Raw genomic sequence first — 22,232 nt, 5'->3', positions numbered from 1 at the left:
TTTTTGGGAATGACTGGATGGTATCTCGATGCAATCACAGCTTAATATGGTCGTGCGGCAGAAGACATTTGTTGCGCAGCTCAACACCCGCCCAGGTTTTTCCTCGATGCCTTTTTCTCCGGAACGCACCAAAGAGATTCAATCGCGCATTGATGCGCGTTTGCGGTCTGGGCAGGCAAACGATTGGGAAGTGTCTTTTCTCACAAACATGGCTGAACGGTTTCAGCGGTATGGGACGGAGACGCGCCTGAGCAAAGCGCAGTATGCCAGCCTGCACAAAGTCCTGAAACTGGAAAGGGAAAAACCAGCCCAGACAAGGTCAGCCGCCGACGATGGCACTTCTCAACCAGCACCAAAGCGCAGCTCCAGAGCCGTACAGGCGAGACCCCGTCCGATCTCCGTGACCCGCGCGATCACCGCACCTCGGCGTGCCGTGCGCAAGGCTCAACGCCAAATCATGGTGCCGTTGGTTATTGCTGTCGCGTTTTTCGCGTTGGTTGGATCATTGTTTGAGTCATCAAATTCACGATCCACACCCTACAGTCCGTCAGCATTACCCACATCGCAAACGGCAAACACCGCTTACGTCTATGTGACAGGGACACGTGTCAACCAACGTGCTGGGCCGTCTACCTCGAACGCCGTGATGGGCGTCTTGAGCGAAGGGACACGCGTCGAAAAGCTTCGCGATGAAGGGCAGTGGACCCAAATTCGGTCGAACTTGGGAACGGGCTGGATGTCTTCCGGTTTCCTGTCGTCGGCGGCGCCACCTGCAGAGCGACCCGCCTCCCAGGACCGGTCGCTTCGAGCCAGCGATATACGGATCATTGATGGTGATACGATCGATGTTCGAGGCATGACAGCGAACGTGCGACTCGTCGGGTTTAACGCGCCTGAGACATGGAGACCGTCCTGCACTGCGGAGCGGCAGGTCGGGGAACGCGCAACAGCGCGTCTTGGTCAATTGGTGCGGGGTGCGGCGTCAATTGAATTTGAGCGCGTGGCCTGTTCCTGTCGGCCCGGGACCGAGGGCACGGATCAGTGCAATTTCGGGCGGTTCTGTGGCTCGTTGTTCGTTGACGGTCGGGACGTGGGAAGTACGCTCATCGCTGAAGGTTTGGCCGTGCCATACCGATGTGGCCGCACCAGCTGTCCCCCACGCCCTCAACCCTGGTGCCGATAGCAGGGGCGCTCACCCGACATAGACGACGGATCTTCGCTCGCGGCTGAACGCTGACCTGCCATGTCTTGAGCGTGACGGATCATTATCCACGTGCGTTAGATCAGAACGAACCAAGCCACCTCAGATCGGGATCGATGGGTTCGATCGCGACTTCAAAGTGGCGGCGCAAATTTGGGTCTCTCCTTTTTTGCTCATTGATGTGGATCGCACGGGGTCGGCCCGACCGTCCCCTCCGCTTCGCTCCGGCAAGCACAAATACGGCTTCCACGCCTTTGGCGCGGACCCTCCGCATTTGCGCTTGCGACCGGGCCTCTTGCCCCCGTGCCGGGTGATCCCCATCGCAAAAAGGAGATACTCAAATGACCAACCACTACGTCGCCACCGTCCCCGTCAAGTTCACCGACAATGACGGCCAGGAACGCACCCGCTTCCAACGCGTGGGTGCCATGTTCCGCAACACCCGCAACGGGGACGGCTCGGAGTTCTTCAGCCTCAAGCTCGACTTCCCGGTCGCGGTTTCGGAGCTGGTGATGTTCCCGCCGAGTTCGAAGGAACCGCAGGACTAAATCCTCTGACGAGGATGGGCCGCCATCAGGCGGCCCTGTCCCTGTTCTAGGGACGCCGTTACCGGCGGTCAGATCGTCGACAGCGACCTCCCCTTGGTGTCGGTCGCTGCGCGCTCAAAGGACGAACACTGCCCGGAATGATCAGGCCGCGACAGACCGTCCAGCCAGCCTCAAGGGGGCCATCCCCAAAAACCTATCGGCCAAGGCCTCCCGGTTTTTGCGGCGGAGATTTGGCAAGCCAAATCTGGCCCTCCTTGACCCTGCCTGTCCGCCCTGTCGGTGGGGTTTGCGCCCGCCCGTGTTTCCGTCCGAACACATGCGTGTTCGGCCAGACCCTCGGGCGGTGCTGGAACACGGGGTCCTGGAATTGTGATGGTGTGCCGGTGGTGAGGGCAGTAGGGCCGCGCCCCTGCGGGCCGCGGCGTGAAGCGGAATACAAGGCTGCCGAGACCAGAAGCAACGCAAGTATATTATTGACAGTTCGGTATAGTTTCGTATGGTGGGGCAGCCTTGTATGAAGTTGGCAGGAAATAGGGGGTCTTTCTTCGCATGTCTCGTTCAAAACGTCTCACAGATGCGAACCGCATGGAGATCGTTCGCGAGGCTGCGGAAGGTGTGTCGACATCCGTGTTGGCCGAGCGGTTTGGCGTGTCGCCGCGGGCGATCCAGTACACGCTCAAAGCCGATGCCGAGCGCCAGACAGATGCAGCCATCCCGGTCTCAGCAGTCAGTGTGAAGGTCACGGCTGCGGAGCTGGCGGCGCTCGACGAGGTCCTTGCAACAGCCGGAATCGAGAGCCGTGCCGAGGGGCTGCGGCGGCTCATTCAGGCGGCAGGCGGGGTGTTCGTTCCGGACGCGCAGATGGCGGCAGAGATGGCGCGTTACCGCGCCTCTCTGCACGAGGTCGGTAATGGGGTCGCGCAGATCGCCAAGCAGATGACGCAGGCCAACCGGCGGGGGCAGGGGGCCGTGGGGGCCGTGGGGGGCACGAGTGCCGAGTTCACCGAATTGCGCCTTTCGCAGATGCGCGGGCTGGCGCGGTTCATCCTCGATTCCGCTGACGAGATCGATCTGCTCCTGCGCCGCCGTCGGGACGCGATGCAGCTCGAGGCCACGGTCGCGCTGAGGGAGTTTGCCCATGCGGCTGAATGATGCTGTCCATGCCGTCACGGGCGAGGTCTTCCGGGATGGCTGGAGCCGCGTCCGGGGCTCGATGCAAGGGCTGCATGTGGCCAAGCAGACCCAGCTTGTGCGCGCGGCCGCGGGACACCGGCCGGCGGTCTTCAAGGCAATCCGGGGCGGGGGTACGCATACCAAATCGCAGCTCTCAAACCAGCTCGATTACCTCACCACCAAGTCCACGCATGTCGTCGACTCCAGCGGGTTTCTGGATGGCAAGACGAAGCTCGAGGCGGGCGACATCAAGGACCTCACCGAGCGCTTTGCCAAGCGGTGGGATGCGGGCTTTAAGCCCAAGCTGGGCCAGACCACCCACATGCTCATGTCCTTCCCCATCGGCACGCGCGGGGAGGATGTGCGCGACATCGCAACGGATGTGGCGGAGCGGTTCTTCCAGACCGACGCGGGGCATTTCGACTACATCATCGCGGTGCATGAGGACCGCGATCACCCCCATGCGCATCTGGTGCTGAACCGCCGCTCGCAGGAAGGCGAGTTCTTCTTTCTGGGGCGCAACCATCGCTTCAACTATGATGATTTTCGCCTCGCCATGGTCGAGGAGGCGGAGAAGTACGGCGTGCGGCTCGAGGCCACGCGCAGGGTCGATCGCGGGGTTGTGCATTACCCGGCCCGCACCAGCGAGATCTATGCCGCAAAAGAAGAGGGGCGCACACCCCGCGAGCGGGAACGTGTGGGGCAGGACCTGACGCGGACGCTGGCGGAGATCGCCAACACCAGAACCGTCTACCATTCGCTTGCTGCGGAGGCTTCGCGCGAGGCCCGCGAGGATATTGCAGCAGCCCTCTTCCGCGCGGGCGAGGTGCTGGCGCGGGGCGGGCAGGTGGACCGAACAGGAGATGTGTACATGGCCGAGGATCAAAGTTTCGAGGACCTGAGAAGCCTCTATGCGGAGAAGCTCGCGCGGGTGCAGGGCATGATCGCCGAGAAGTCTGACGCCGAACGCCCCGTGCTGGAAAAACGCCTCATCGAGATTCAGGCGCAGGTCCAGCACATGCAGCCTCTCGGTTTGCGATCATCCACGCTGTCAGAGACCCCCTCGGAGGGCGGGATCTATTCCGAGGTGAACATCCAAGAGAACCAATTGGAGCGCCTCACAGAGCCGCGCCTGCGCTCACGGATCGATGCTGCTCTGCGTGGCACCGGGATCAGCACAGCGGAAGTCGTGGCCCGGATTGAGACCGGGGCCTCGAATGCGGCTCTCGAGCATCAATGGATCGCCGATGATCTCTCCAAGGTGGCCGAGGCGCGCGATCTGAACCTCGAACGCCGCGCTGATCTGGAACAGGCGCGCGACATTCTCAACGATGTGCACGTCGCGCTTGGCACGCTTCTGGAACGGGAGAACGTGCTGCGCCGGGATGGTGTCGTGGAAGCGGAACCGGTCAGCGAGCGGTTCCACTATCATGAGGGCGCGGTGCGGGCGATGGAAGGGACAATCCGACAGGAGATGCGTGCAGAGGGCCTGACCGCGCAGCAGATCGAGGACCGGGACCCTGAGGTTGTCTCACGGGCGGAGCGCCGGATCGAGACGGAGCAGCGTGCATATCTCGAGGCACACCCGGATCTGCTCGCACGCCCTGGCGATGTGATCGACCGATCTGAGCCCTACAGGGAGACCATCACCGATGCGGCCCGCGCCAGCGAGATCACCCGCGAGGTCGACCGGATCATGGAGGGACGCGACCTCCGCAGGCCCGTTGCGGATGCTGTCGCAGATGACTTACGAGCGCGCTATCCGGACATGCCGTCCCACCTCGCCCGTGGGCTCGGTGCGACCTATGCAGCCGTCGTCGAGATCCGTGACACGGAGGCCATCAATCAGGTTCGCCGCGAAAACGAGATGCACGAGGGGCTTAGGTCTGGCACGCGCGACGCACTCCTCGCAGCCCGCGGTGAAACTGCGCCGCAGTTTGACCGTGCCGACCGCCTTGCAGACGCGATTGCGCGTGTCGTGGACCATGAACGGGCGGGGGAGTTGTCCGCGCCCTTCGAGACCGAGGCGGAGCGGGACGCCTTCCGCGACGAGATCGTGCGGGTGCTGGACGTTCGCCAACGCGACCGGCTCACATCCGGCGATGCCGATGCGCTGGACAAGGTTCTCGAGGACCGCCTCGACCGGCTCTATGTCGCCAAGGTCTACCTGCAATCTGATGCAGCGACGGCCAACACGGAGGCCTTGCGCCAGGTGGTCGATGATCTTGCCGATACCGAATATGAAAAACACCGCACTGGCGATGTGGATGGCGAGACCGAGCGGGGACAGGTCCATTGAGCGCGCCCATGGGAAAGGCGCGGATCGCCACAGGGGTCTTTCTGGTAACGCTGGTGACCGGGGCCATGGGCTATACGATCGCCTCGGCGGTGCTGACTTACCAGGATCTGGGCTTCGGGGCCGAGATCGACTTTGCCTATATCGCGCAGAACTACATGGCGATCCTCGACCGCCGCCCTGAGGACGCGCAACTTATTCACCTGATCATCGGCAGCTTCGCCGCCGCCGGCCTGATGCTGAGCCTCGCCCTCTCGGGGTCCGCTCTAACACGCTTTGGCCAGACCCATTGGCAGAGTGCGCGCGAGATGAAGGCCAATGGCTTCTTCGGGGCGCCGGGCACCGGGTTCATCCTCGGCAAACTTGGGCCGCCCGGCTCCCGCGCCAACTACATTTGCTCGAAGGTTTTCCCCCACGCGCTGATCGTGGCGCCCACGGGCCGTGGCAAGACCACGGGCTTTGTCATTCCGAACCTGCTGACCTGGCAAGGCTCTGCCGTGACGCTCGATGTGAAGGGCGAGTGTTTCGAGGCCACGGCCCGGCACCGCGCAGCCCAGGGCGACAAGGTCTATCGCTTTGCCCCTACCGATTGGGAGGGCAAGCGCACGCATCGCTACAACCCGCTCCTGCGCATCTTTGAGCTGAAAGATCCCGCGCGCCAGCAGATGGAATTGCAGCTTCTTGCGACGCTCTTCCTGCAGAGCGACAATGACCGGGTGCAGGGGCTGCTCAAGGGCGGGATCGATCTCTTCGTGGCAGCAGGCCTGCTGGCGTTCCAGCGCAAGCGCCCCACCTTGGGAGAAATCTACCGCATCGCGGCCTCGGGCGGGAACAAGCAGAAGGAGTATTTCGCGCGGGGCCACGAGGTCGACAACCGGGCGGCCAAGCTGATCTTCACGCGGCTGGCCTCGACCAACAACGACACGCTGACCTCCTATGTCTCGCTCCTGATGACCTCGGGGCTCGACCAATGGCAGAACCCTGCCATCGATGAGGCGACGGCGGTGTCGGACTTTGACTTCCGGACGATCCGCAAGAAGCCCTTCTCTGTCTACCTCGTGGTCCAGCCTCTGATGGTGAAGCCCCTCGCGCCGCTGATCCGGCTCTTCTTCTCCGATCTCCTTTCCGCCATGCAGGAAAAGGACCCCGGGCCGGATGAGCCCTGGCCGGTGATGATCATGCTCGACGAGTTCAATCGCTTGGGCAAGATGCCCATCGTGGTCGAGAGCATCGAGACCCTGCGGACCTATCGTGGTCACCTGGCCGTGGTAACCCAAACCATCCCCGCCCTCGATGAAATCTATGGCGAGAACACCCGCCGTGCGCTGCAGGGCAATGCCGGCGTGAAGCTTTACCTGACGCCCTCGGATGAGAAGACCGTCGAGGAGCTGAGCAAGGCGGTTGGCAAGACCACGAAGACCGTCATCACGCGCTCCCAATCCATCGGCAAGAACCCCTTTGAAGGGCGCAGCCAATCGACACGGACCGAGGAAAGCTCCTTGCTCCCGGAAGATGAGGCGCGCCGCCTTTCGCTCGACGAGATTGTCATGGTGATCGATGCCCAGATGCCGGTCCGGGCGAAGCGGATCCAGTATTTTAACGACCGGCTGTTCAAGGCTATCCACGCGGCGCAGACGGGCGAATTGCCGTTTCCGAAGCCGGGGGGAGGTGGGCCGCAGGGCACGCTGCCGCTGAGTGTGCGCGCCATGCCGATGACTCCACCCGCGAACGGACCAAGTGGACCTGACGCCGCCGTGGAAAATTCAGCTCAGGCTTCTGGGGGTCATCTGTCACGCCAAACTGACGGCGTTTCAAAGAAAACCGCGCCCGCCGTTCAAGCTGTCATCGCAGAGGAGCAGCGGCAGATGGAGATGGAGATGGATTTTGTGGGGCAGATCGTGGATGCGGAAGCTGCGAGCGTTGTTGATGAGGCGCAGATGCGCTCCGCCGTTGATGGCCTGGACGACATGGAAGAGATGCTGCGAGAGGAGGATGGTGAAAAGCTGGTTGCTCGATAGGGTGGTAGGCATCGCCTGTCTGTCAGGCAGGGCGGAAAGCGGTCTTTCTCTGCAAAGGCGAATTAGCCTAGCAGAATGTCAAAGAGCCGGCATTCCACTGACACGGTCTGTGGTAAGATCAACCTGAGTTATTTGGGCTGGACACAGTGATCCAGTAGTGGAGGCGTCGTCATTCAGCCGCGTCAACTTGTTGCGCAACGAGGGCTGAAAGCGCTTCTCTAAGCGCGTTGGCTGTGGCTTCATCAGAATTGGCCAATGCTTCAATAAGGCGTTCACTCGCAGCACTCTGTTCGGCCCGCAGTGTTGAAATCTCTGCGTTGAGGCTCACCACAGACTGCCGAAGTGCTTCCGCTTCTTGATCACGCATCAACGTAGGCGCGAAAATCTGTCCAGCACCAACAACGACCGCAATTGCTAATGCCAGCCATCCAACTTTAATGGCTTTGCTCCCCGATTGGTTAGCGTCCTCTGCCGCTCTTTCGAACTTTTGCAGAAACTCCGCAGCGTATGCCTGTAAATCCGTTGCAACCTGCGCGGACTCATGCGCGATTGCTGAAATCTGAGAGAACTGACTTTCAATACGCTCAAGCTTGCGATTGGTTTCAACGATTGGGCTTTCGATGTGAAGGTGGTCTAGGTTTGGTATTACCGGCTCAGGGGAAACCATCGAGTCCAATGCATGTTGCTGTTTTTCTATACCTCGAATTACGTCAGCCAACCGGGACCCTTCGGTTGCAGTAGCAGACAACTCGCTGAGACGATCGTGAACACCGGACGCCCTCAATTGATCCAACACATCATTGGCGGGCGCTGCGATTTTCGCAGCCTCAGCTAAAGTCGCAGCGTGTTCTCGCAAAGGATCAAGATGCGCTGAAATACCTTGCGCGGCCTTCACAGCCTCGGACAACCCTCCGTTGCTCAGCGCGTCCTGCAATTCGTTCACAGCCGAGAAGGCGCCGCTGTCGCAAACCGCATCTTGCAACGATTTCAGGTGCGGATTTGCTTCCTGAAATTGCTCAGCAAGTTTCTTGCTTTGCTCTTGAAATCTCGCGTCGGCGGCTGCAATCTTCGAGATATCGAAGCCCCGAGACGGCTCTTGCTTACTTTCTTCGGTCACCACAAAACCTTCCAGCTACCTGCAGTCGTTCCACACAATATAGGGGCTTGCCCTACAATTTCTAGGTGTATGGGTGTGGTGTTTGCGCTTGGGATTCCCTATATTCCACATAGCGCCAACCTCACGCACGGAGTCTTTGTTTATGGAAGTTTCCCAAGTAGTTCAGTTGTCCGGGTGGCTGGACGATAATTTGAAAGATGTGACGCCGAAATATTCGGCGCTCGTGAGTGTTTTGCAAAACAACTCTCAGCAACCGTCGCAGCAACCAGTGACCCAACCACTTAAAGAACTTTCCCGCGCATTGGCAGACATGCAGACGTCAGAGCTATCGACGCTTCAACTTGGCGTGCTGGAAGAAATGGACGTTGCGAAGTTGGTCGGAAAACAGGGAAAAGCGTGGATCAACCACCGTGTTCGTGCGACAACCTACGATCCTGCCACGACCTTTCAGTCGGTTCAGGAAGGACAGCAAAAGCTTGAAGAGGCTCAGCGGCTTCTGCGGGAGTTCAAGTCGAGTGCTGGTAAGGTTGGGTTTGTTGACGCGCACGAAATTGATGCGCCTACGCCATACGTATTTAACGTGATTTTCCAAGATGACGCATCGATTAGAAACGTGCGCGACTGGAAGAAAACTGCAACGGATTGGGAATTGATAATTAGCGGCGTGACGGCGGTCGCTGGCGAAAAACCAGAAGATGTTGCTGTGGTCGGCGCGCAAAACGGCTCCATTATCTACACACTGAGTGCAACGCCGATTGTCACCAAAATATTGGCCACCGTGTCAAAGCACATAGCAAGTATCGCGAATGACTATCTGGATTTCGAATTGAAACGCGAAGAACTCCGGCGTTCGAGAATGATGTCGGACGCCATTGAGAAGGACTTGAAGCGGCAAGAAGATGAAAGGCGCGCCAACGGCAAAGCGCTGATTTTGGAAGCCGTTAAAGGGATTGTGCCAAACGCGAAACCGGAGGAAGTCGCCAAACTGGAAAAGGCGGTAGATCGTCACATCAAATTTTCGGAAGACGGTGGTGACGTGGATTTCGTGTTGCCGCCTGAGCTTGACGAAGAGTCGGATGAGTACGACGAAGAGCTCGCGCAAACTGTCGATGACGTACGCGATCTGATACAAGACTATCGCGCGGAAGTTCAAAAGACAAAGCTTCTCACTTATGTCGAAGACGAAGACGAAGATGACGATGACGAAGATGCGAGTTAGGGCTTCAATACGTTTCTAATTCACGGTCGGCAGCCATCTTGTGGCATGCGCGGCGTTCATTCTTCAAACCAACAATGAAAGGAATACGGCAGATGTCGGGCAGCAAATTCAATCCGGGCGACTTGGTGCAACTCAAGTCGGGCGGGCCAAAGATGACGGTTGAGAAGGCATCCAGTGGATACGGCGGCGACAGCGCAACATATTATTGCACTTGGTTTTCTGGAGCAAAGCACAACAAGCAAGGCTTTTCAGAGGAAGCGCTTCAGGAATACTCGGAAGACGACGAATGACACCGGTCGAAGCAGCGCAATGGATGTTTGATGAGCTTACCAAGCGAAAGGTACTAGACCAAGAAAACGCCGCTTGGCAACTTACGCGCAAGGACAAATCCCTGACGTACCAGAATGACAACGGCAACTTGGCGATAGCTAAGCCTGTCTTGGCGGAGTTTAACAAGCTCACAAAAGGTGACGATGTGGTCTGGTCGCGATCTGAGCGACAGTGGCGTTTCAGGAAGAAGTACGACAAGCCCGGAAGGATGCAAGACTGAGCATGTCAAAGCGTTATGATATCCGCCGTGTAGCGGACATTAAGGCCCCTGACGGGGCCGATGCAGTCTTCTACGAGGTCTGGGAAGTATTCGACTTCGACGGCGAAGAGCGCTCGCACCGGAACGCTGACCTAGCGTTCAAGACAGAGGCTGAGGCGCAGGCGTGGATTGATAGTCAGGTTTCAGAATGAGAACTGTACCGACCCTGTACGAAGGCGTCTTGGCAATTATCAAGGCCGCTGCGAACGAAGCTGACGCCCCTGCCGTGTTTCGCCAACTGGACGAACTGGGATTTCAGAAGGTGGAGGCAACAGACGCCAAGTTTCACGAAGGGTACTTACGAACAGAAGGATATGACTCTGTGTTCGTCCAGTATCGGTATTACGATACATCGAAGGCATTCAGCATGCGGCCCGATATGAATGTATTTCTGGTGAAGCTTCTCGGCCAAGACGCAACTTTGAAGGAGGAGGAGACGAGGTTCTTGGACGAGATCTGAACTGATCCATATTTCGCATAACCTGACCGGTCCAAGCCCAGCCTGGTGCTCTTTCAAAATCCCAATGATCTGCTCCTCGGAATGCGGCAAGTTAAAGACAGGTACACGCTAGAGCGTATACCGGGACGTGAATGCTTTAGCTGCTCACGACTTTGCTCATGCAGCGAACGGCAGAATTGGGGGCTGCGCCTGCAGCATCACGACCATCTGCTGGACGGCAGGATTGGGCCGAGGTTGCGGTTCTAAGGAGCCGTGATTGGCGGTGGTTTTCTTCGCTTGCCCGAAAGCGCATTGCCCGCAATGGCCGCGAGCAGAACAGCACCTCCGATCAGAGTGTTCGCAGTCGCGGTTTCCCCGAGAAACAGCCAGACCCAGAGTGGTCCGAGCAGCACCTCGGCTAAGGACAAAAGGGCGAGTTCTGCGGCGGGTAGGCTACGCGATCCTAATGTGTAGAGGATCAGACCTGCGCCGACTTGGAATACCCCCATGCCCATTGCAATGCCGCCATCACTGGGGCTCAGCACGAAGGAGAGCCCGAGGCCCAAGCATATGGCCGAAGTGATGGCGATCGCGAAAATGCCCGAGAGGAACACCGCTGGCAGCATTTCCCCTGTCCGCCCCCATCGCAACGCCACGGTGAAGACTGCAAAACCGAATGCCGAACCAAGCGCGGCAAGGCTGCCTTTCAGGGCGACGCCTCCGGACTTGTCGGCGACCATGATCCCGATCCCGCCGATTGCGACGGCGATCGCTATCCAGGTTGCGGCGCGGACAGGTTCTCGCGGCACTATCCATCCGAGCACCGCAGCCATAAACGGTGCTGTCGCAAACAGAAGCATGGCATTTGCGACCGAGGTGTTCTGGATCGCGTAGATTCCGCCTGAATAGGCCGCAACCAGTGAAAGCCCTGCGATGACAGCGGGGGCGCCGATGCGTCGGATCTGAACAAATGGGCTTTCGCCAGACCGCACGCGGATAAGCACGTAGAGAAACAGCGACATGCTGATCGACCGGTAGAGCAGTATCTGCCACACGACAGCGTCTTCGATCAGGCGAATACCAAGGCCGACCGTCGACCACAACACACCCGCCGCAAATACGAAGAGCACACCGTACTTGTGGGCATCGGCAGTGGAAGGGGCTGTGGTGATTGATGTCATGTCTGGCCGATTAAGAATGTCACGTCGTCAAGATTAACCTTGGGACGAGTGTGCCGATCACCCATTTGCGACATTGCCGGTGGTTGCTGCAGAGTTTCTCGGAGAATCAAAATCGCCAGTAATTTCACGATCGGCAAAAATGGCGGCGTGGTGCCAACGCACGGTATTTCATTGAAGACGGCCGAATTGGGCCGTTTAAGGCGTCGGTCGCTATCGTCATCGCCCCAAACTTTCTGTAGCATTCGTATGAGTTTACCGACGGACCTTACATGAACCCTACGGAAATCGCAGACGCCCTGGAAGAAATCGCCACTCGCCCGTTCGACGGTGGCGAGTTCCCGTTTGCGTTCGCCGCCGCCATGGGAAGTCCGCAAGCCACGGTTTCAAAGCTCCGCAGTGGGACGATCAACAAGTCGAAGGTGCCCGGCGCGGTCCTGATGAACCGCAAGTTCTATGCCATGGTGACCGACCCCGGCGCGGTGGACCAGGGCCTGTCGATGATCCGGTCGGACAAGAAGACCACCACCCACAAACCGGCGATCCTGCTGGCCACCGACGGTGTCGACTTGTCCGCCGAACATGTCGCTTCGGGTGACAGCCTGCACATAAAGTTCGCCGACCTACATCATCACTTCGGGTTCTTCCTGCCAGCGGCCGGCATGTCGCGCTACAAGGCGGCGGAAGAGAACGAGGTCGACGTCAAGGCGGCTGGGCGACTGGCCAAGCTCTATGATGCGCTTCTCAAGAAGAACCCGGAATGGAAGACACCGGAACGACGGCATGACCTGAACCAGCTGATGACGCGGCTAATCTTCTGCATGTTTGCAGAGGACGTGGGCATCTTTGAAAACAACCTGTTCTCGCGCCTGATCTTCACCCATGCGGGCGACAAGGGGGAGGAGGCGCAGGCGTGTATCGCCTCGGCCTTTGCCGCGATGAACCTACCCAATGGCCAGCGTCAGGACCTGCCAGCCTGGGTTGATGCCTTTCCCTACGTGAACGGCGGGCTTTTCGCCGATGCACTGGACGTGCCAAAGTTCGACCGCGGGGCCTATCGCTACCTTCAGGACGCCTGCCAGCTCGATTGGCAAGAGATCAACCCGGATATCTTCGGGTCCATGATCCAGTCGGTCGCCGATCCGGACAAACGGTCCGAACTTGGGATGCATTACACCTCGGTGCCGAACATCCTTAAGGTGCTGGGGCCGCTATTCCTCGACGATCTGGATGAGCAGATCGAGAAGGCTGGCGATAGCCGCAAGGCGCTGGCAAGGGTGCTGAAACGGATCGAGGGGATCAGGGTGTTCGACCCGGCCTGCGGATCGGGCAATTTCCTTGTCGTCGCCTATCGGGAGCTTCGAGCGCGGGAGATGCGCGTTCTGGAGAGTATGGCGCAACTGGATGGCGGGGCCTCGGCGCAGATGTTCTCTGGCGTGCGGTTGGCGAATTTCTACGGTATCGAGATCACGGATTTCGCCGCGGAGACGGCGAAACTGGCACTTTTCATCGCGGAGTATCAGGCCAATGCGCGGTTCGGTGAGATGTTCGGGAATACAGCCCCGGCCCTACCCCTGCGAGATGGTGGTAACATCGTTTGCGACAATGCGCTGCGATTGAATTGGGAGGCGGTTTGCTCGCCGCCGGGGGAAAATGAGGAAGTCTTTATTGCGGGGAATCCGCCATTTGTCGGTTTCAACTCGAGGACGCCAGCTCAATCAGAAGACATGCGCTTCCTTTTGACCGACCGGCTGAAGAGCTTTGAGCGCCTCGATTTGGTGATCTGTTGGTTCATCAAGGCTGCTGACTACATTCGCGGTCGCGCTGGAGCGGGTGCTTTGGTTTCGACCAATTCGATTGCCCAAGGAGTGACGGTCAATGTTCTTTGGCCCGAGGTCCTGCGTGAAGGGATCAGAATTAATTTCGCCCATCGACCTTTCATGTGGTCCAACAATGCTGCGAAGAATGCGGCGGTTTCATGCGTAGTAGTTGGCATCTCATCTTCAAGAACTGGACAGTCAGTCATCTTTGACGGCGAACTTCGGAAGAATGCTAACAACATCAACGGCTACCTTCTCGATGCACCCGACGTAACGGTTGCGCAGAAGGGTCGGCCGATTTTCCCGCTTCCCAAAATGGATGTTGGCAGCATAGCGCGTGACGAAGGGAACTTGATTTTCTCGGAAGCAGAGAGAGCCCAGCTTATTTCGGAGCATCCTGAAGCCGCGCCATTTATCCGCCGTTACATGGGTGCCAGGGAAGTAGCGCAAGGCTTGGTCCGTTATTGTCTATGGGCGGAGACCAATGAACTGGAAGATGTGCTACGCTTTCCTCCGTTGGCGAAACGATTAGATGCGGTAGCCAAGTTTAGGTCCGAAAGCGATGCACAAGTAACTCGAGACGCAGCCGCTGTGCCCCATCGGTTTGGTCAAATCACTGGCAAAGGCGTGCCGAAGAAATCAGCGATCTTAATGCCGCGGACATCGTCCTCTCGCAGGCCTTATCTACCGGTCGAGTTGGTCGGCAGTGATGTTGTTGCCTCGGCAGATTGCCAGATCATCTTCGACCCTCCTGAATGGTGTTTTGCGATCTTGGCATCTAAGCTTCAATGGTGTTGGGTGAGTACCGTCAGCGGACGTATGAAGAATGATTTCCGCTACAGTAGCACCTTGTGCTGGCACGTTTTTCCAATACCCCGTTTTGCCGACGATCAACTGGAGGCACTAAACGCCTCCGCTCGCGCGATCCTCAAGACACGCTACATGCACCACCCCAAGACCATCGCGCAGCTGTACGACCCCGACGACATGCCAGACGACCTGCGCGAGGTGCACCGCCAGAATGACGAATTGCTGGAAACGATGTACATCGGGCGTCCGTTCCGCAACGATACCGAACGGCTGGAGCGGCTGTTCAAGCTCTATGCCGCGCGGATCGAGAAGCTGAAGAAGGAAGAGGCCGCGTAAATGGTTGATCTTGTGCGTATGACCTATGGCCATTCCGGGGCGGATGCCAAGACGAACAGCCTTGGCCAGCGCCCGATGCAGGCCCGCGTTTACGAGGCACGCGCCGCACAGTTCCTGCTGTTGAAGGCGCCCCCGGCGGCGGGCAAGTCCCGTGCCTTGATGTTCCTTGCGCTCGACAAGCTGGAAAACCAGGGCGTGAAAAAGGTGATCGTCGCGGTGCCCGAAACCTCCATCGGTAGTTCATTCCGCTCAACCGACCTGACCTCCTACGGGTTCTGGGCCGATTGGGAGGTGAAGCCGCAATGGAACCTCTGCCTGTCGGGCGAGGACGGCATGGCGAAATCGCAAAAAGTGAAGGCGTTTGAGGCCTTCATAGACAGCGACGCCAGCGTCATCGTCTGCACCCATGCCACATTCCGGTTTGCCTTCGACGCCATCGAAAAAGCGCGCGGCGTAGAGGCCTTTGACGATTGCATGATCGCTATCGACGAGTTCCACCACGTTGCGGCAGCCGATGACAACCGCCTTGGGGAGATCCTTCGCAAGCTGCTGGCCCGCGAGAAAGCCCACGTGATGGCAATGACCGGCTCCTATTTTCGTGGCGACAGCGTACCGGTTCTGCGCCCCGAGGATGAGGCGCGGTTCAAGTCTATCACCTACAGCTACTATGAGCAGCTTGAAGGCTATGAGCACCTGAAGTCGCTGGGGATTTCCTACTCGTTCTACCGGGGGCGATATATCTCGGCGATCCCTGATGTGCTCGACACGGACCGCAAGACGATCATCCACATCCCGCACCGTGGATCGGCGGAAGCCTTTGGCGAGAAGCACGATGAGGTCGGGCTGATCATGGGCGCGATCGGCGAACACGTCGGCCGCGATCCGGACACCGGGTTCGATCTGGTGAAACGCGCCTCGGACGGCAAGGTTCTTAAGATCGCTGACCTCGTGGATGACGGCGACGGGCGCTCGCGCATCAAGGCCGCGTTGCAGGCGGAGGCAAAGGGCTCGGATGGCAAGCGAGACGACGAAGCGGATCGGGCCAAAGTGGACATCATCATTGCCCTCGGCATGGCCAAGGAGGGGTTTGACTGGCCATGGTGCGAGCATGCGCTGACCATCGGCTATCGGAATTCCCTGACGGAGATCGTCCAGATCATCGGTCGGGCCACCCGCGATGCACCCGGCAAGCCCCACGCCCAGTTCACCAACCTCGTCGCCGAGCCTGGCGTGGAAACCACGGTCGTGGCGGACGCGGTCAACGACATGCTCAAGGCGATTTCGGGTGCGATGCTGATGGAGCAGGTGCTCGCGCCCAACTTCAAGTTCTATCGACGTGAAGACGGCGATATCCGCGCGCCTGTGGAGACGACGAAGGACGGCACGGTGCATATCGGTATAAGGGGCTTGATGGAACCGCCGACTCCTCGCGCCCGTGCTATCGTTGAGAACGATATGAACGAGCTGGTGGCCAAGGCTTGTCAAGCTATGGACCGGCGCGTTGTCGCGGATGACGTGGCACCCGAGGTGGCCACACAAATGGTGCTGACGGACATCATAGAGACGACCTACGAGAACCTGTCAGACGACGAAACAGAATCCGTGCGCCAGGACCTTGCCGCGCGGATGAACCTGATCGGCATGGCGAAACGCGCATCGCAAGAAGGCGGGTTTGCTGAAGAGGGCGAGGAGTACGACGCTGAGCCGTCGGAGAACCTGTCCCTGATGAACATGGTGAAGCGGTTCGTGAATGTCCGTGAACTGGATATCGACCTGATCGACAGCGTGAACCCATTCAAGGAAGGCTTCGACGTCGCCTCGCGCGCCTTCGACACTCCACTCTTGAAGACGATCCAGGACGCGATGATTTCTCAGCGCATCCAGATGACTGAAAAAGAAGCGCTGACACTGTGGCCGCGCATCAAACGGTTTCGGGCGCAGGAGGGCCGCGAACCCAATCCGCATTCGGCGGATCCATTGGAGAAGCGCCTTGCGGAGGCTCACGCATACATCAAGACGAAAAAAGCCGAACGCCAGCGAGCGGCTCAGTCGGGAACCTGAGCCACATGCCGCGCTACCGATCCCTCGATGAAATCTTCGACGAGCCGGATGAGTTCGGGCTGCTCGATATCAAGGAGCGGAACCGCGGCGCGGCGGCAACGCCAGACGCCCGCAATGCCGAGATCGTCTCGCAGGTGAATGCTTTTTACGAGTCGAACGGCCGGATTCCGGACGACAACAGCCTGGACCTCGAAGAGATGAAACTTGGTACGATCTGGCGATCGATCCGGACCAGTCCAACGGCAGCGATGATGGAGGCAGACCGGAACCGGCTTCTTGGGCATGGCCATCCAGTGGCACCGACCGCAACCATTGTCGAAACGGAGGCTCCGCCCGTGCCTGAGCCCGATTGGCGCGAAGACGTTGCCGACGAGGACGTTCCAGCAAGCCTTGACGACATCTTCGGCGATGATGACCTCGACGTGCATGACGCGGTTCTCAACATCCGTTATGTGACGCCAGCCTCAGAACGCCAGTTGCCTGACCACCGGGCCGACATGTTCCCGTGTCCGGATTTCGAACACTTTGAAGGCGGCTTTGCCGAGATGCAGTCGAAGCTCGAGTCCGGAGATCGAAAGGTTCTCCCGGTTCAGGACAATGTCGAGATCACGGTCTACGAAGGCGACTTCTTCATCCATCGCGGCCTTCTGGTCTATGTCGCCGAAAAAACGGAACTTTCGCGCAGGAGCGGTAAGCCGGATCACCGTTTACGGATCATCTTTTCCAATGGCATGGAGAACGATCCTCTATCATCTTCATTTCGCAAAGCGCTCGCAGCAGATAAGACCGCACGGATTGTCGAAAGGGCTGGGTTTGGCCGGCTCGATCCAGAATGGGATCAGGATAGCATGGCGGTCACCGGCACAGTGTATGTGGCGCGAAGCCTGTCCAGAGTCCCGGAAATCGCAGAAGTATCAAAGATCCTGCACAAGGTCGGTGTGACCAGTCAGGATGTCCGGCGGCGCATTGCCGATGCGAAAAACGACCCAACTTTCCTGCTCGCGCCTGTCGAAATTGTCGCCACCTATGAGTTGCACAATCTGGAACGCATGAAGGTCGAAGACCTTTTGCATCGCTTTTTTGATGTCGCGCGGCCGCAGGGTCTTGTGATCACCGACCGGTTCGGCAAGGCGGTCCATCCTCGAGAATGGTTCTACGTGCTTCCTGAGCATGTGAGCCAAGCCGTTCAGCTCATTCAAGAACGCAGGTTGCATGAGTACAGGTACGACAGCCAACGCCAGTTGATCGTCAAGGTGGAGCCGGGCGCTTAGGCGTGCTTTTCTATTGAAACAGGTTCGTTCGGAGTAGGGCGCGTGATCCGAGCTCAGAAGAAGGTGACCTCCCGCAGGCCTTGAAACGCGCCTTCTTTGAACGCGCCGGCTTTATGCAGCCGCGGGAAATCCGGGAGCCTGTCTATCTCGACTAACGGAAGCAAAATGTCAGCGCTGAACCATGGCATTTTCGCGCACCGGCTTTCATCATACATCTTCGAAAGTGCCCTTCCGACCGCATAAGCGCCGGCCAAGTCAATTTTGGAAACGCGTGTCCGATTTATAGGAAGCAGGCTCCCAGTTGTCGATTTACCGCCGACATTGAAATAGATCAGGTCATGGCCCCACCCGAGGCGTATGATATGTGTCCGGTCGGACCGTTGGATTGAAACTCTCGGAAATAGGTCCCTGACCCAAACCTTATGTTCATCGCACCAGTCGAGGGCTTCCTTCAACATCGCTACGCCGCCTAGGTCTTTCTTCCAGATCGGACATAAGTGCTGAAACCCGGCGAATTTGACCCGCTTCTCACTTCTGATGTCGTTAGCAACGAAATTGCCTTCGCGTGTGACCTTTGGAGACCACATTTGCTCTTCGAGCGCGGCTGCGTCCTCCAAACCTATGTGCATGTCATCAATCGCAACTTTGGTATTCGCAGAAATGGCTCTGTGTTGGGCTTCAATCATAGTAATGGGCGGTAGCGGTTTGCTCGGGTGTTGGTCGAGAATTGAGGGAGCGTTGGGTCGAACGATATCGTCAGGAACATCCACTGGCCTGTCTGTTTTCACGTCGTGGTCGACGAGCCAACGGTACGGTGTCCCGAGGTCCTTAGGATCATCATTCATGAGCGAAAGATGTGGCAGACCCTTTTTCAGGAACGCCATGATTTCCCGCGTATCCTGACGTTCCGCGCCCATGAGCCGCCCTTGAAAGGTTTGCCGATCTGAATTGCTTTGGCGGGCTTTCAGTGCGTTTTCGATGCGCTCACGTTCGATATCGCTCAGCTGGCGTCGTAGATACGCGATAGAAACATCGACGTCACCGTAGTCGTCTCGCTCCTCAAGCGCGCTGCCGAACAGCTTCAAGGTGATGCGCTGCAGGCGATCGGGATCGCCGTTGATGACCTTAGCCCGGGCGAGAAGTTCAGCAATGATGGTCTGAACCTTATCGCGCCCGATACGCTTTCGCTTGGGTTCCAGTGCGAGGCGAGTCCCATTCGGCGTTAGCTGCCAATAAAACAAACCGTCAAAGATGTCGGCAGGCTCCAAGTACCCAGCCTCGGCCATCTGGCGCAAGATGAGGTCAGCATGATGGGCATCGCAATCCAGGGTCCGTATTGCCTCTTCAAGCCCGACAGATCTTCCATTGATTGCTGAGCGCAGGACTGCTTGGACCAGCTCCAATGGTACCGTTTTTACTGGCGAATGCTTATGGGACCCTCGCTCATTCATTGTTCAACGGCGTCGCAGAAAAAAACCTCATCAACGCCTCCCCAACCTTCCCAAACGAGCCAGCTGCGCCATCATTTGCGATCCGGTTCCGGTGGATGGACTGCCCCCTGCAGGTGTCACATTTGCCATTCCCGGCCGTTGCGGCATTTGTTGGGCCCCAAAGAACTGCCGTGCTCTGAGTGCTGCATATTCGGCTCCACTGGCACCACCAACAAGATACCGATTGTAAGCCTGCTGATTGCCCATCGCAGCGCGCGCAAAGCTGTAGCTTCCTGCCAAGCCCCCAGACAGCGCTGGCATCATGATGTTCCCTGAGATCGCGCGAACGATGAACGGCGTGGCGATGATGAAGCCCTTGGCCATGAGGACCATCATGAAGAAGGGGATGAGCGCGCCTATATTTGAGGCCCCTTCCGGGTCGCCGAGTTCACCAATGAGGGCGGATGATACACCTGTGATTGTTGCGAACACCCCTGCGACGACGATGGGGTAGAGCGCGAAGGAAATCAGCGCGGACAGCCAGCGCGCGAAATAATCCTTGGTGACCTCGAAGAGGGTCAGGAAAATCATCACCGGGGCGATCCCGATCAGAAGCGCGATCATCAGTCGGGAGGCCACGAGGATGAAGGCGGCCAGTCCGCCGAGGATCGAGAGCAGAAGCACACCGACGATGTCGAGCATGGCGCCAGCCATCCAGTTCAGCTCGGACCCGGCAGCGTTCAGATAGTCGCCCAGCTCCGCGATCAGCCGGTCGAATTCTTCGGCGAAAGTTCCAGAGGGCCCCGGACTGCCGCCGCCGACGGAGGCTACCAGCGCGCCCGCGATACTGTCGATCCCATAGAGAATGGCAGACGAGAAGGCGTTGAACTGCATCCAATTGGTCGCGAATATCCCGATGAGCCCGATCTTGACCGCGAGCCAGAAGGCTGTGTGCCCATCCATGGCCCGATATTGATAGATCATGTTGATACCAACGAGGATCACCACCAGCGTTGTCCCCAAAACCAGGAGCGTGCCGACCGTTGCCGCAACCGCACCAAACTGGGTTTCGGCAGCGGTGTCGAGATAGGCCTGGGAGGTTTCAACGAAGTAGGTGACGACACTCATCGCGGGGCTGCCTTACCAATTACCTGCGGCGTCGCAGATGGCCTTGGCGGCAGTTCGGGCGGCGTTGGCGCGGCGGTTGTAGGCGTCCGAGGCTTGCAGCATTTCCCACCGTTCGTCGCTCGCGTAGCTCTCCCGAAACACGGCCTCGGCCGCGTCCCAGGACGGGAACCGGATCTCGCAATCGCAGCTGCCGGTCTGGACGATGCGCTCGAGATTCTGGGCGCGATAGATGTCCTGAACCAGAACCCGCTGATAGGCTTGGCGCAGGGGGATCTCCTGCATCCACAAGGGTTCAGCGGGCCGGTCCGGACAGACGTCAAAGCTGCGATCGAGGGTTGGCACTAGGTTGCGCTCGGCAACGGCGAAGGTAGGCGTCAGGCTTAGGGCCAGCGCGGCCAAGGCGAGGTGCTGCGCCTGCCTCATGCCGTGGCTCCGGCTGGTGTGGTCTCACGCTTCAGGAAGACCGTGTGTCCCACATTGGCGAATTCCGAGGAGCTGATCGACACCACCTCCCAGCCTTCCGCACCTTTGGCATTCAGGCTGGCCTGCATGTCGGCAAGGCTGGTTTTTCGGGTCATGGGAAAGGACAGGATATTGTATTCAAACGTCTTCATAGGGGAGTTCCAATCTCGGTTGCGCCGGGGAGGTAGAATTCCGTGATGCCGCGTTTGCCGTCATGCCGACCGGCCTGGATGATCACGTCGATGGAATTCTCGATGTATTGGATCATGTCGGCATAGGTCATCGGGATCTCGGTCTTGAGGGCCGCGATCGCGAGGCGTTGTACGGCCAATTGCGGGGTTTCGGCATGAAGCGTGGTCATAGACCCGCCATGGCCGGTGTTGATCGCCTCGAGAAAGGTCATGGCCTCCTTGCCCCGCACCTCGCCGAGGATGATCCGGTCGGGGCGCATGCGCAGCGTTGCGGTGAGCAGCACATCGGCGGTCTGGAACTCCGTATCCCGGTTGGCGATAAGGGTCACGGCATTCGGCTGGGTCGGTAGAAGCTCGGCGGCTTCTTCGATGGTGACGATGCGTTCCTCAGACGGCACATGGGAGAGGATCTTTCGCGCAGCGACGGTCTTGCCGGTCGAGGTGCCACCCGAGACGATCATGTTGAGTTTGTTCTCGACGCAGAAGGCAAGCGCATCATCGATCAATCCGGCGGCCACCACGGCGCGCAGCTCGCGCGTTTTCTCGAGGCGCTGTTCTTCGAGCTTGCGTTCCTTACCGAAGAGAAAGTCGAGTTCGATGCCCTCGAGCGGCAGGCTGGAGAAGAACCGCAAGCTGATCGACATGGCCGAGAGCACGGCGGGCGGGGTGATGACCTGTGCCCGGATTGGGCGGCCCTTGTAGGTGATCGAGACCGAGACGATGGGGCGGTCCTTGCTCAGGGTGGTATTGGCGGAGGAGGCGATCTGGTTGCCGAGGTCCTTCACGTCCGTCGCTGTTAGCTTCTGGTCCAGCACTCGCATGAAATGATCGCCCTGGAACTCGCCCCAGCAGTTGCCGTCAGGGTTGATACAGATCTCGATGACATCGTCGCGGGCGGCGGCATCGATCCGGTCGAGCGAAGTCTGGAGATAGCTCAGCGACATC

Annotated in this window: 20 protein-coding genes; 13 read left to right on the top strand and 7 right to left on the bottom strand. The window is 58.7% G+C overall.

Annotated features, from left to right (window positions below; translation table 11 throughout):
• Nucleotides 1-28: 28 nt before the first annotated feature.
• From AC5EFR_RS06045 to AC5EFR_RS06025, 5 genes are all read left to right on the top strand, one after another.
• Complete coding sequence (locus AC5EFR_RS06045; protein ID WP_493574987.1) at nucleotides 29-1,183, top strand: SH3 domain-containing protein; 1,155 nt, start codon at nucleotides 29-31, stop codon at nucleotides 1,181-1,183.
• A 359-nt stretch (nucleotides 1,184-1,542) separates the two neighbouring features.
• Entirely contained in the window at nucleotides 1,543-1,749 is a 207-nt protein-coding gene (locus tag AC5EFR_RS06040; protein ID WP_188678824.1) for a hypothetical protein, read from the top strand.
• Between the two features lie 549 nt (nucleotides 1,750-2,298).
• Entirely contained in the window at nucleotides 2,299-2,901 is a 603-nt protein-coding gene (locus AC5EFR_RS06035; RefSeq protein WP_493574986.1) for a helix-turn-helix domain-containing protein, read from the top strand.
• Nucleotides 2,888-5,221 carry a relaxase/mobilization nuclease domain-containing protein gene (locus tag AC5EFR_RS06030; protein WP_493574985.1) on the top strand — a complete coding sequence of 778 codons (2,334 nt, stop codon included), beginning with the start codon at nucleotides 2,888-2,890 and terminating at the stop codon, nucleotides 5,219-5,221. Before AC5EFR_RS06035 ends, AC5EFR_RS06030 begins: the two co-directional genes overlap by 14 nt.
• Before the next feature lie 8 nt (nucleotides 5,222-5,229).
• A complete protein-coding gene (locus AC5EFR_RS06025; RefSeq protein WP_493574995.1) occupies nucleotides 5,230-7,236 on the top strand; it encodes a type IV secretory system conjugative DNA transfer family protein in 2,007 nt (668 codons plus the stop codon).
• 169 nt (nucleotides 7,237-7,405) lie between these two features.
• Here the strand turns inward: AC5EFR_RS06025 and AC5EFR_RS06020 are convergent, their stop codons facing one another.
• Nucleotides 7,406-8,353 carry a hypothetical protein gene (locus AC5EFR_RS06020; protein ID WP_276155374.1) on the bottom strand — a complete coding sequence of 316 codons (948 nt, stop codon included), beginning with the start codon at nucleotides 8,351-8,353 and terminating at the stop codon, nucleotides 7,406-7,408.
• Nucleotides 8,354-8,495: 142 nt separating this feature from the next.
• Between AC5EFR_RS06020 and AC5EFR_RS06015 the strand changes: the two genes are divergently transcribed.
• The 5 genes from AC5EFR_RS06015 to AC5EFR_RS05995 all read left to right on the top strand — a co-directional run bounded on the left by AC5EFR_RS06015 (nucleotide 8,496) and on the right by AC5EFR_RS05995 (nucleotide 10,621).
• Nucleotides 8,496-9,572: a hypothetical protein gene (locus tag AC5EFR_RS06015; RefSeq protein WP_416514331.1), complete on the top strand. Its 1,077-nt coding sequence runs from the start codon at nucleotides 8,496-8,498 to the stop codon at nucleotides 9,570-9,572.
• Nucleotides 9,573-9,664: 92 nt separating this feature from the next.
• Nucleotides 9,665-9,862 carry a YodC family protein gene (locus AC5EFR_RS06010; RefSeq protein ID WP_276155371.1) on the top strand — a complete coding sequence of 66 codons (198 nt, stop codon included), beginning with the start codon at nucleotides 9,665-9,667 and terminating at the stop codon, nucleotides 9,860-9,862.
• A complete protein-coding gene (locus tag AC5EFR_RS06005; protein ID WP_276155370.1) occupies nucleotides 9,859-10,122 on the top strand; it encodes a DUF6953 family protein in 264 nt (87 codons plus the stop codon). Before AC5EFR_RS06010 ends, AC5EFR_RS06005 begins: the two co-directional genes overlap by 4 nt.
• 2 nt (nucleotides 10,123-10,124) lie before the next feature.
• Nucleotides 10,125-10,313 (top strand): hypothetical protein, encoded by a 189-nt coding sequence (locus AC5EFR_RS06000; RefSeq protein WP_276155369.1) that lies wholly within the window; start codon nucleotides 10,125-10,127, stop codon nucleotides 10,311-10,313.
• Nucleotides 10,310-10,621, top strand: a complete 312-nt coding sequence (locus AC5EFR_RS05995) for a hypothetical protein (RefSeq protein WP_276155368.1) — start codon at nucleotides 10,310-10,312, stop codon at nucleotides 10,619-10,621. The genes AC5EFR_RS06000 and AC5EFR_RS05995 overlap by 4 nt, the downstream gene beginning before the upstream one ends.
• A 242-nt stretch (nucleotides 10,622-10,863) precedes the next feature.
• On the opposite strand, the gene AC5EFR_RS05990 is transcribed toward AC5EFR_RS05995, so the two are convergent.
• The gene (locus AC5EFR_RS05990; RefSeq protein WP_493574984.1) at nucleotides 10,864-11,781 is read right to left on the bottom strand and encodes a DMT family transporter; all 918 of its coding nucleotides are present in this window, start codon (nucleotides 11,779-11,781) and stop codon (nucleotides 10,864-10,866) included.
• Between the two features lie 269 nt (nucleotides 11,782-12,050).
• Between AC5EFR_RS05990 and AC5EFR_RS05985 the strand changes: the two genes are divergently transcribed.
• Genes AC5EFR_RS05985 through AC5EFR_RS05975 form a run of 3 tightly spaced genes read left to right on the top strand, consistent with a single transcriptional unit; the run spans nucleotide 12,051 to nucleotide 18,076 of the window.
• Nucleotides 12,051-14,744, top strand: coding sequence for a DNA methyltransferase (locus AC5EFR_RS05985; protein ID WP_276155366.1), 2,694 nt, complete (start codon nucleotides 12,051-12,053; stop codon nucleotides 14,742-14,744).
• A complete protein-coding gene (locus AC5EFR_RS05980; protein WP_416514334.1) occupies nucleotides 14,745-16,805 on the top strand; it encodes a DEAD/DEAH box helicase in 2,061 nt (686 codons plus the stop codon).
• A gap of 5 nt (nucleotides 16,806-16,810) precedes the next feature.
• Nucleotides 16,811-18,076, top strand: a complete 1,266-nt coding sequence (locus tag AC5EFR_RS05975; RefSeq protein WP_276155364.1) for a GIY-YIG nuclease family protein — start codon at nucleotides 16,811-16,813, stop codon at nucleotides 18,074-18,076.
• Nucleotides 18,077-18,129: 53 nt separating this feature from the next.
• Here the strand turns inward: AC5EFR_RS05975 and AC5EFR_RS05970 are convergent, their stop codons facing one another.
• The 5 genes from AC5EFR_RS05970 to AC5EFR_RS05950 form a co-directional block, all read right to left on the bottom strand.
• Nucleotides 18,130-19,371, bottom strand: coding sequence for a hypothetical protein (locus tag AC5EFR_RS05970; RefSeq protein WP_493574983.1), 1,242 nt, complete (start codon nucleotides 19,369-19,371; stop codon nucleotides 18,130-18,132).
• A gap of 186 nt (nucleotides 19,372-19,557) precedes the next feature.
• Complete coding sequence (locus tag AC5EFR_RS05965) at nucleotides 19,558-20,634, bottom strand: TrbL/VirB6 family protein (RefSeq protein WP_276155362.1); 1,077 nt, start codon at nucleotides 20,632-20,634, stop codon at nucleotides 19,558-19,560.
• Nucleotides 20,635-20,646: 12 nt separating this feature from the next.
• Entirely contained in the window at nucleotides 20,647-21,057 is a 411-nt protein-coding gene (locus AC5EFR_RS05960; protein WP_276155361.1) for a hypothetical protein, read from the bottom strand.
• Entirely contained in the window at nucleotides 21,054-21,248 is a 195-nt protein-coding gene (locus AC5EFR_RS05955; protein WP_268956443.1) for a DUF4177 domain-containing protein, read from the bottom strand. The genes AC5EFR_RS05960 and AC5EFR_RS05955 overlap by 4 nt, the downstream gene beginning before the upstream one ends.
• Entirely contained in the window at nucleotides 21,245-22,231 is a 987-nt protein-coding gene (locus tag AC5EFR_RS05950; RefSeq protein ID WP_493574982.1) for an ATPase, T2SS/T4P/T4SS family, read from the bottom strand. Before AC5EFR_RS05950 ends, AC5EFR_RS05955 begins: the two co-directional genes overlap by 4 nt.
• Nucleotide 22,232: the final 1 nt, after the last annotated feature.

This window comes from Pelagimonas sp. (assembly GCF_058892305.1).
Note: the sequence above shows the minus strand (reverse complement) of the source record. Positions and strands in the feature narration are given on the sequence as shown.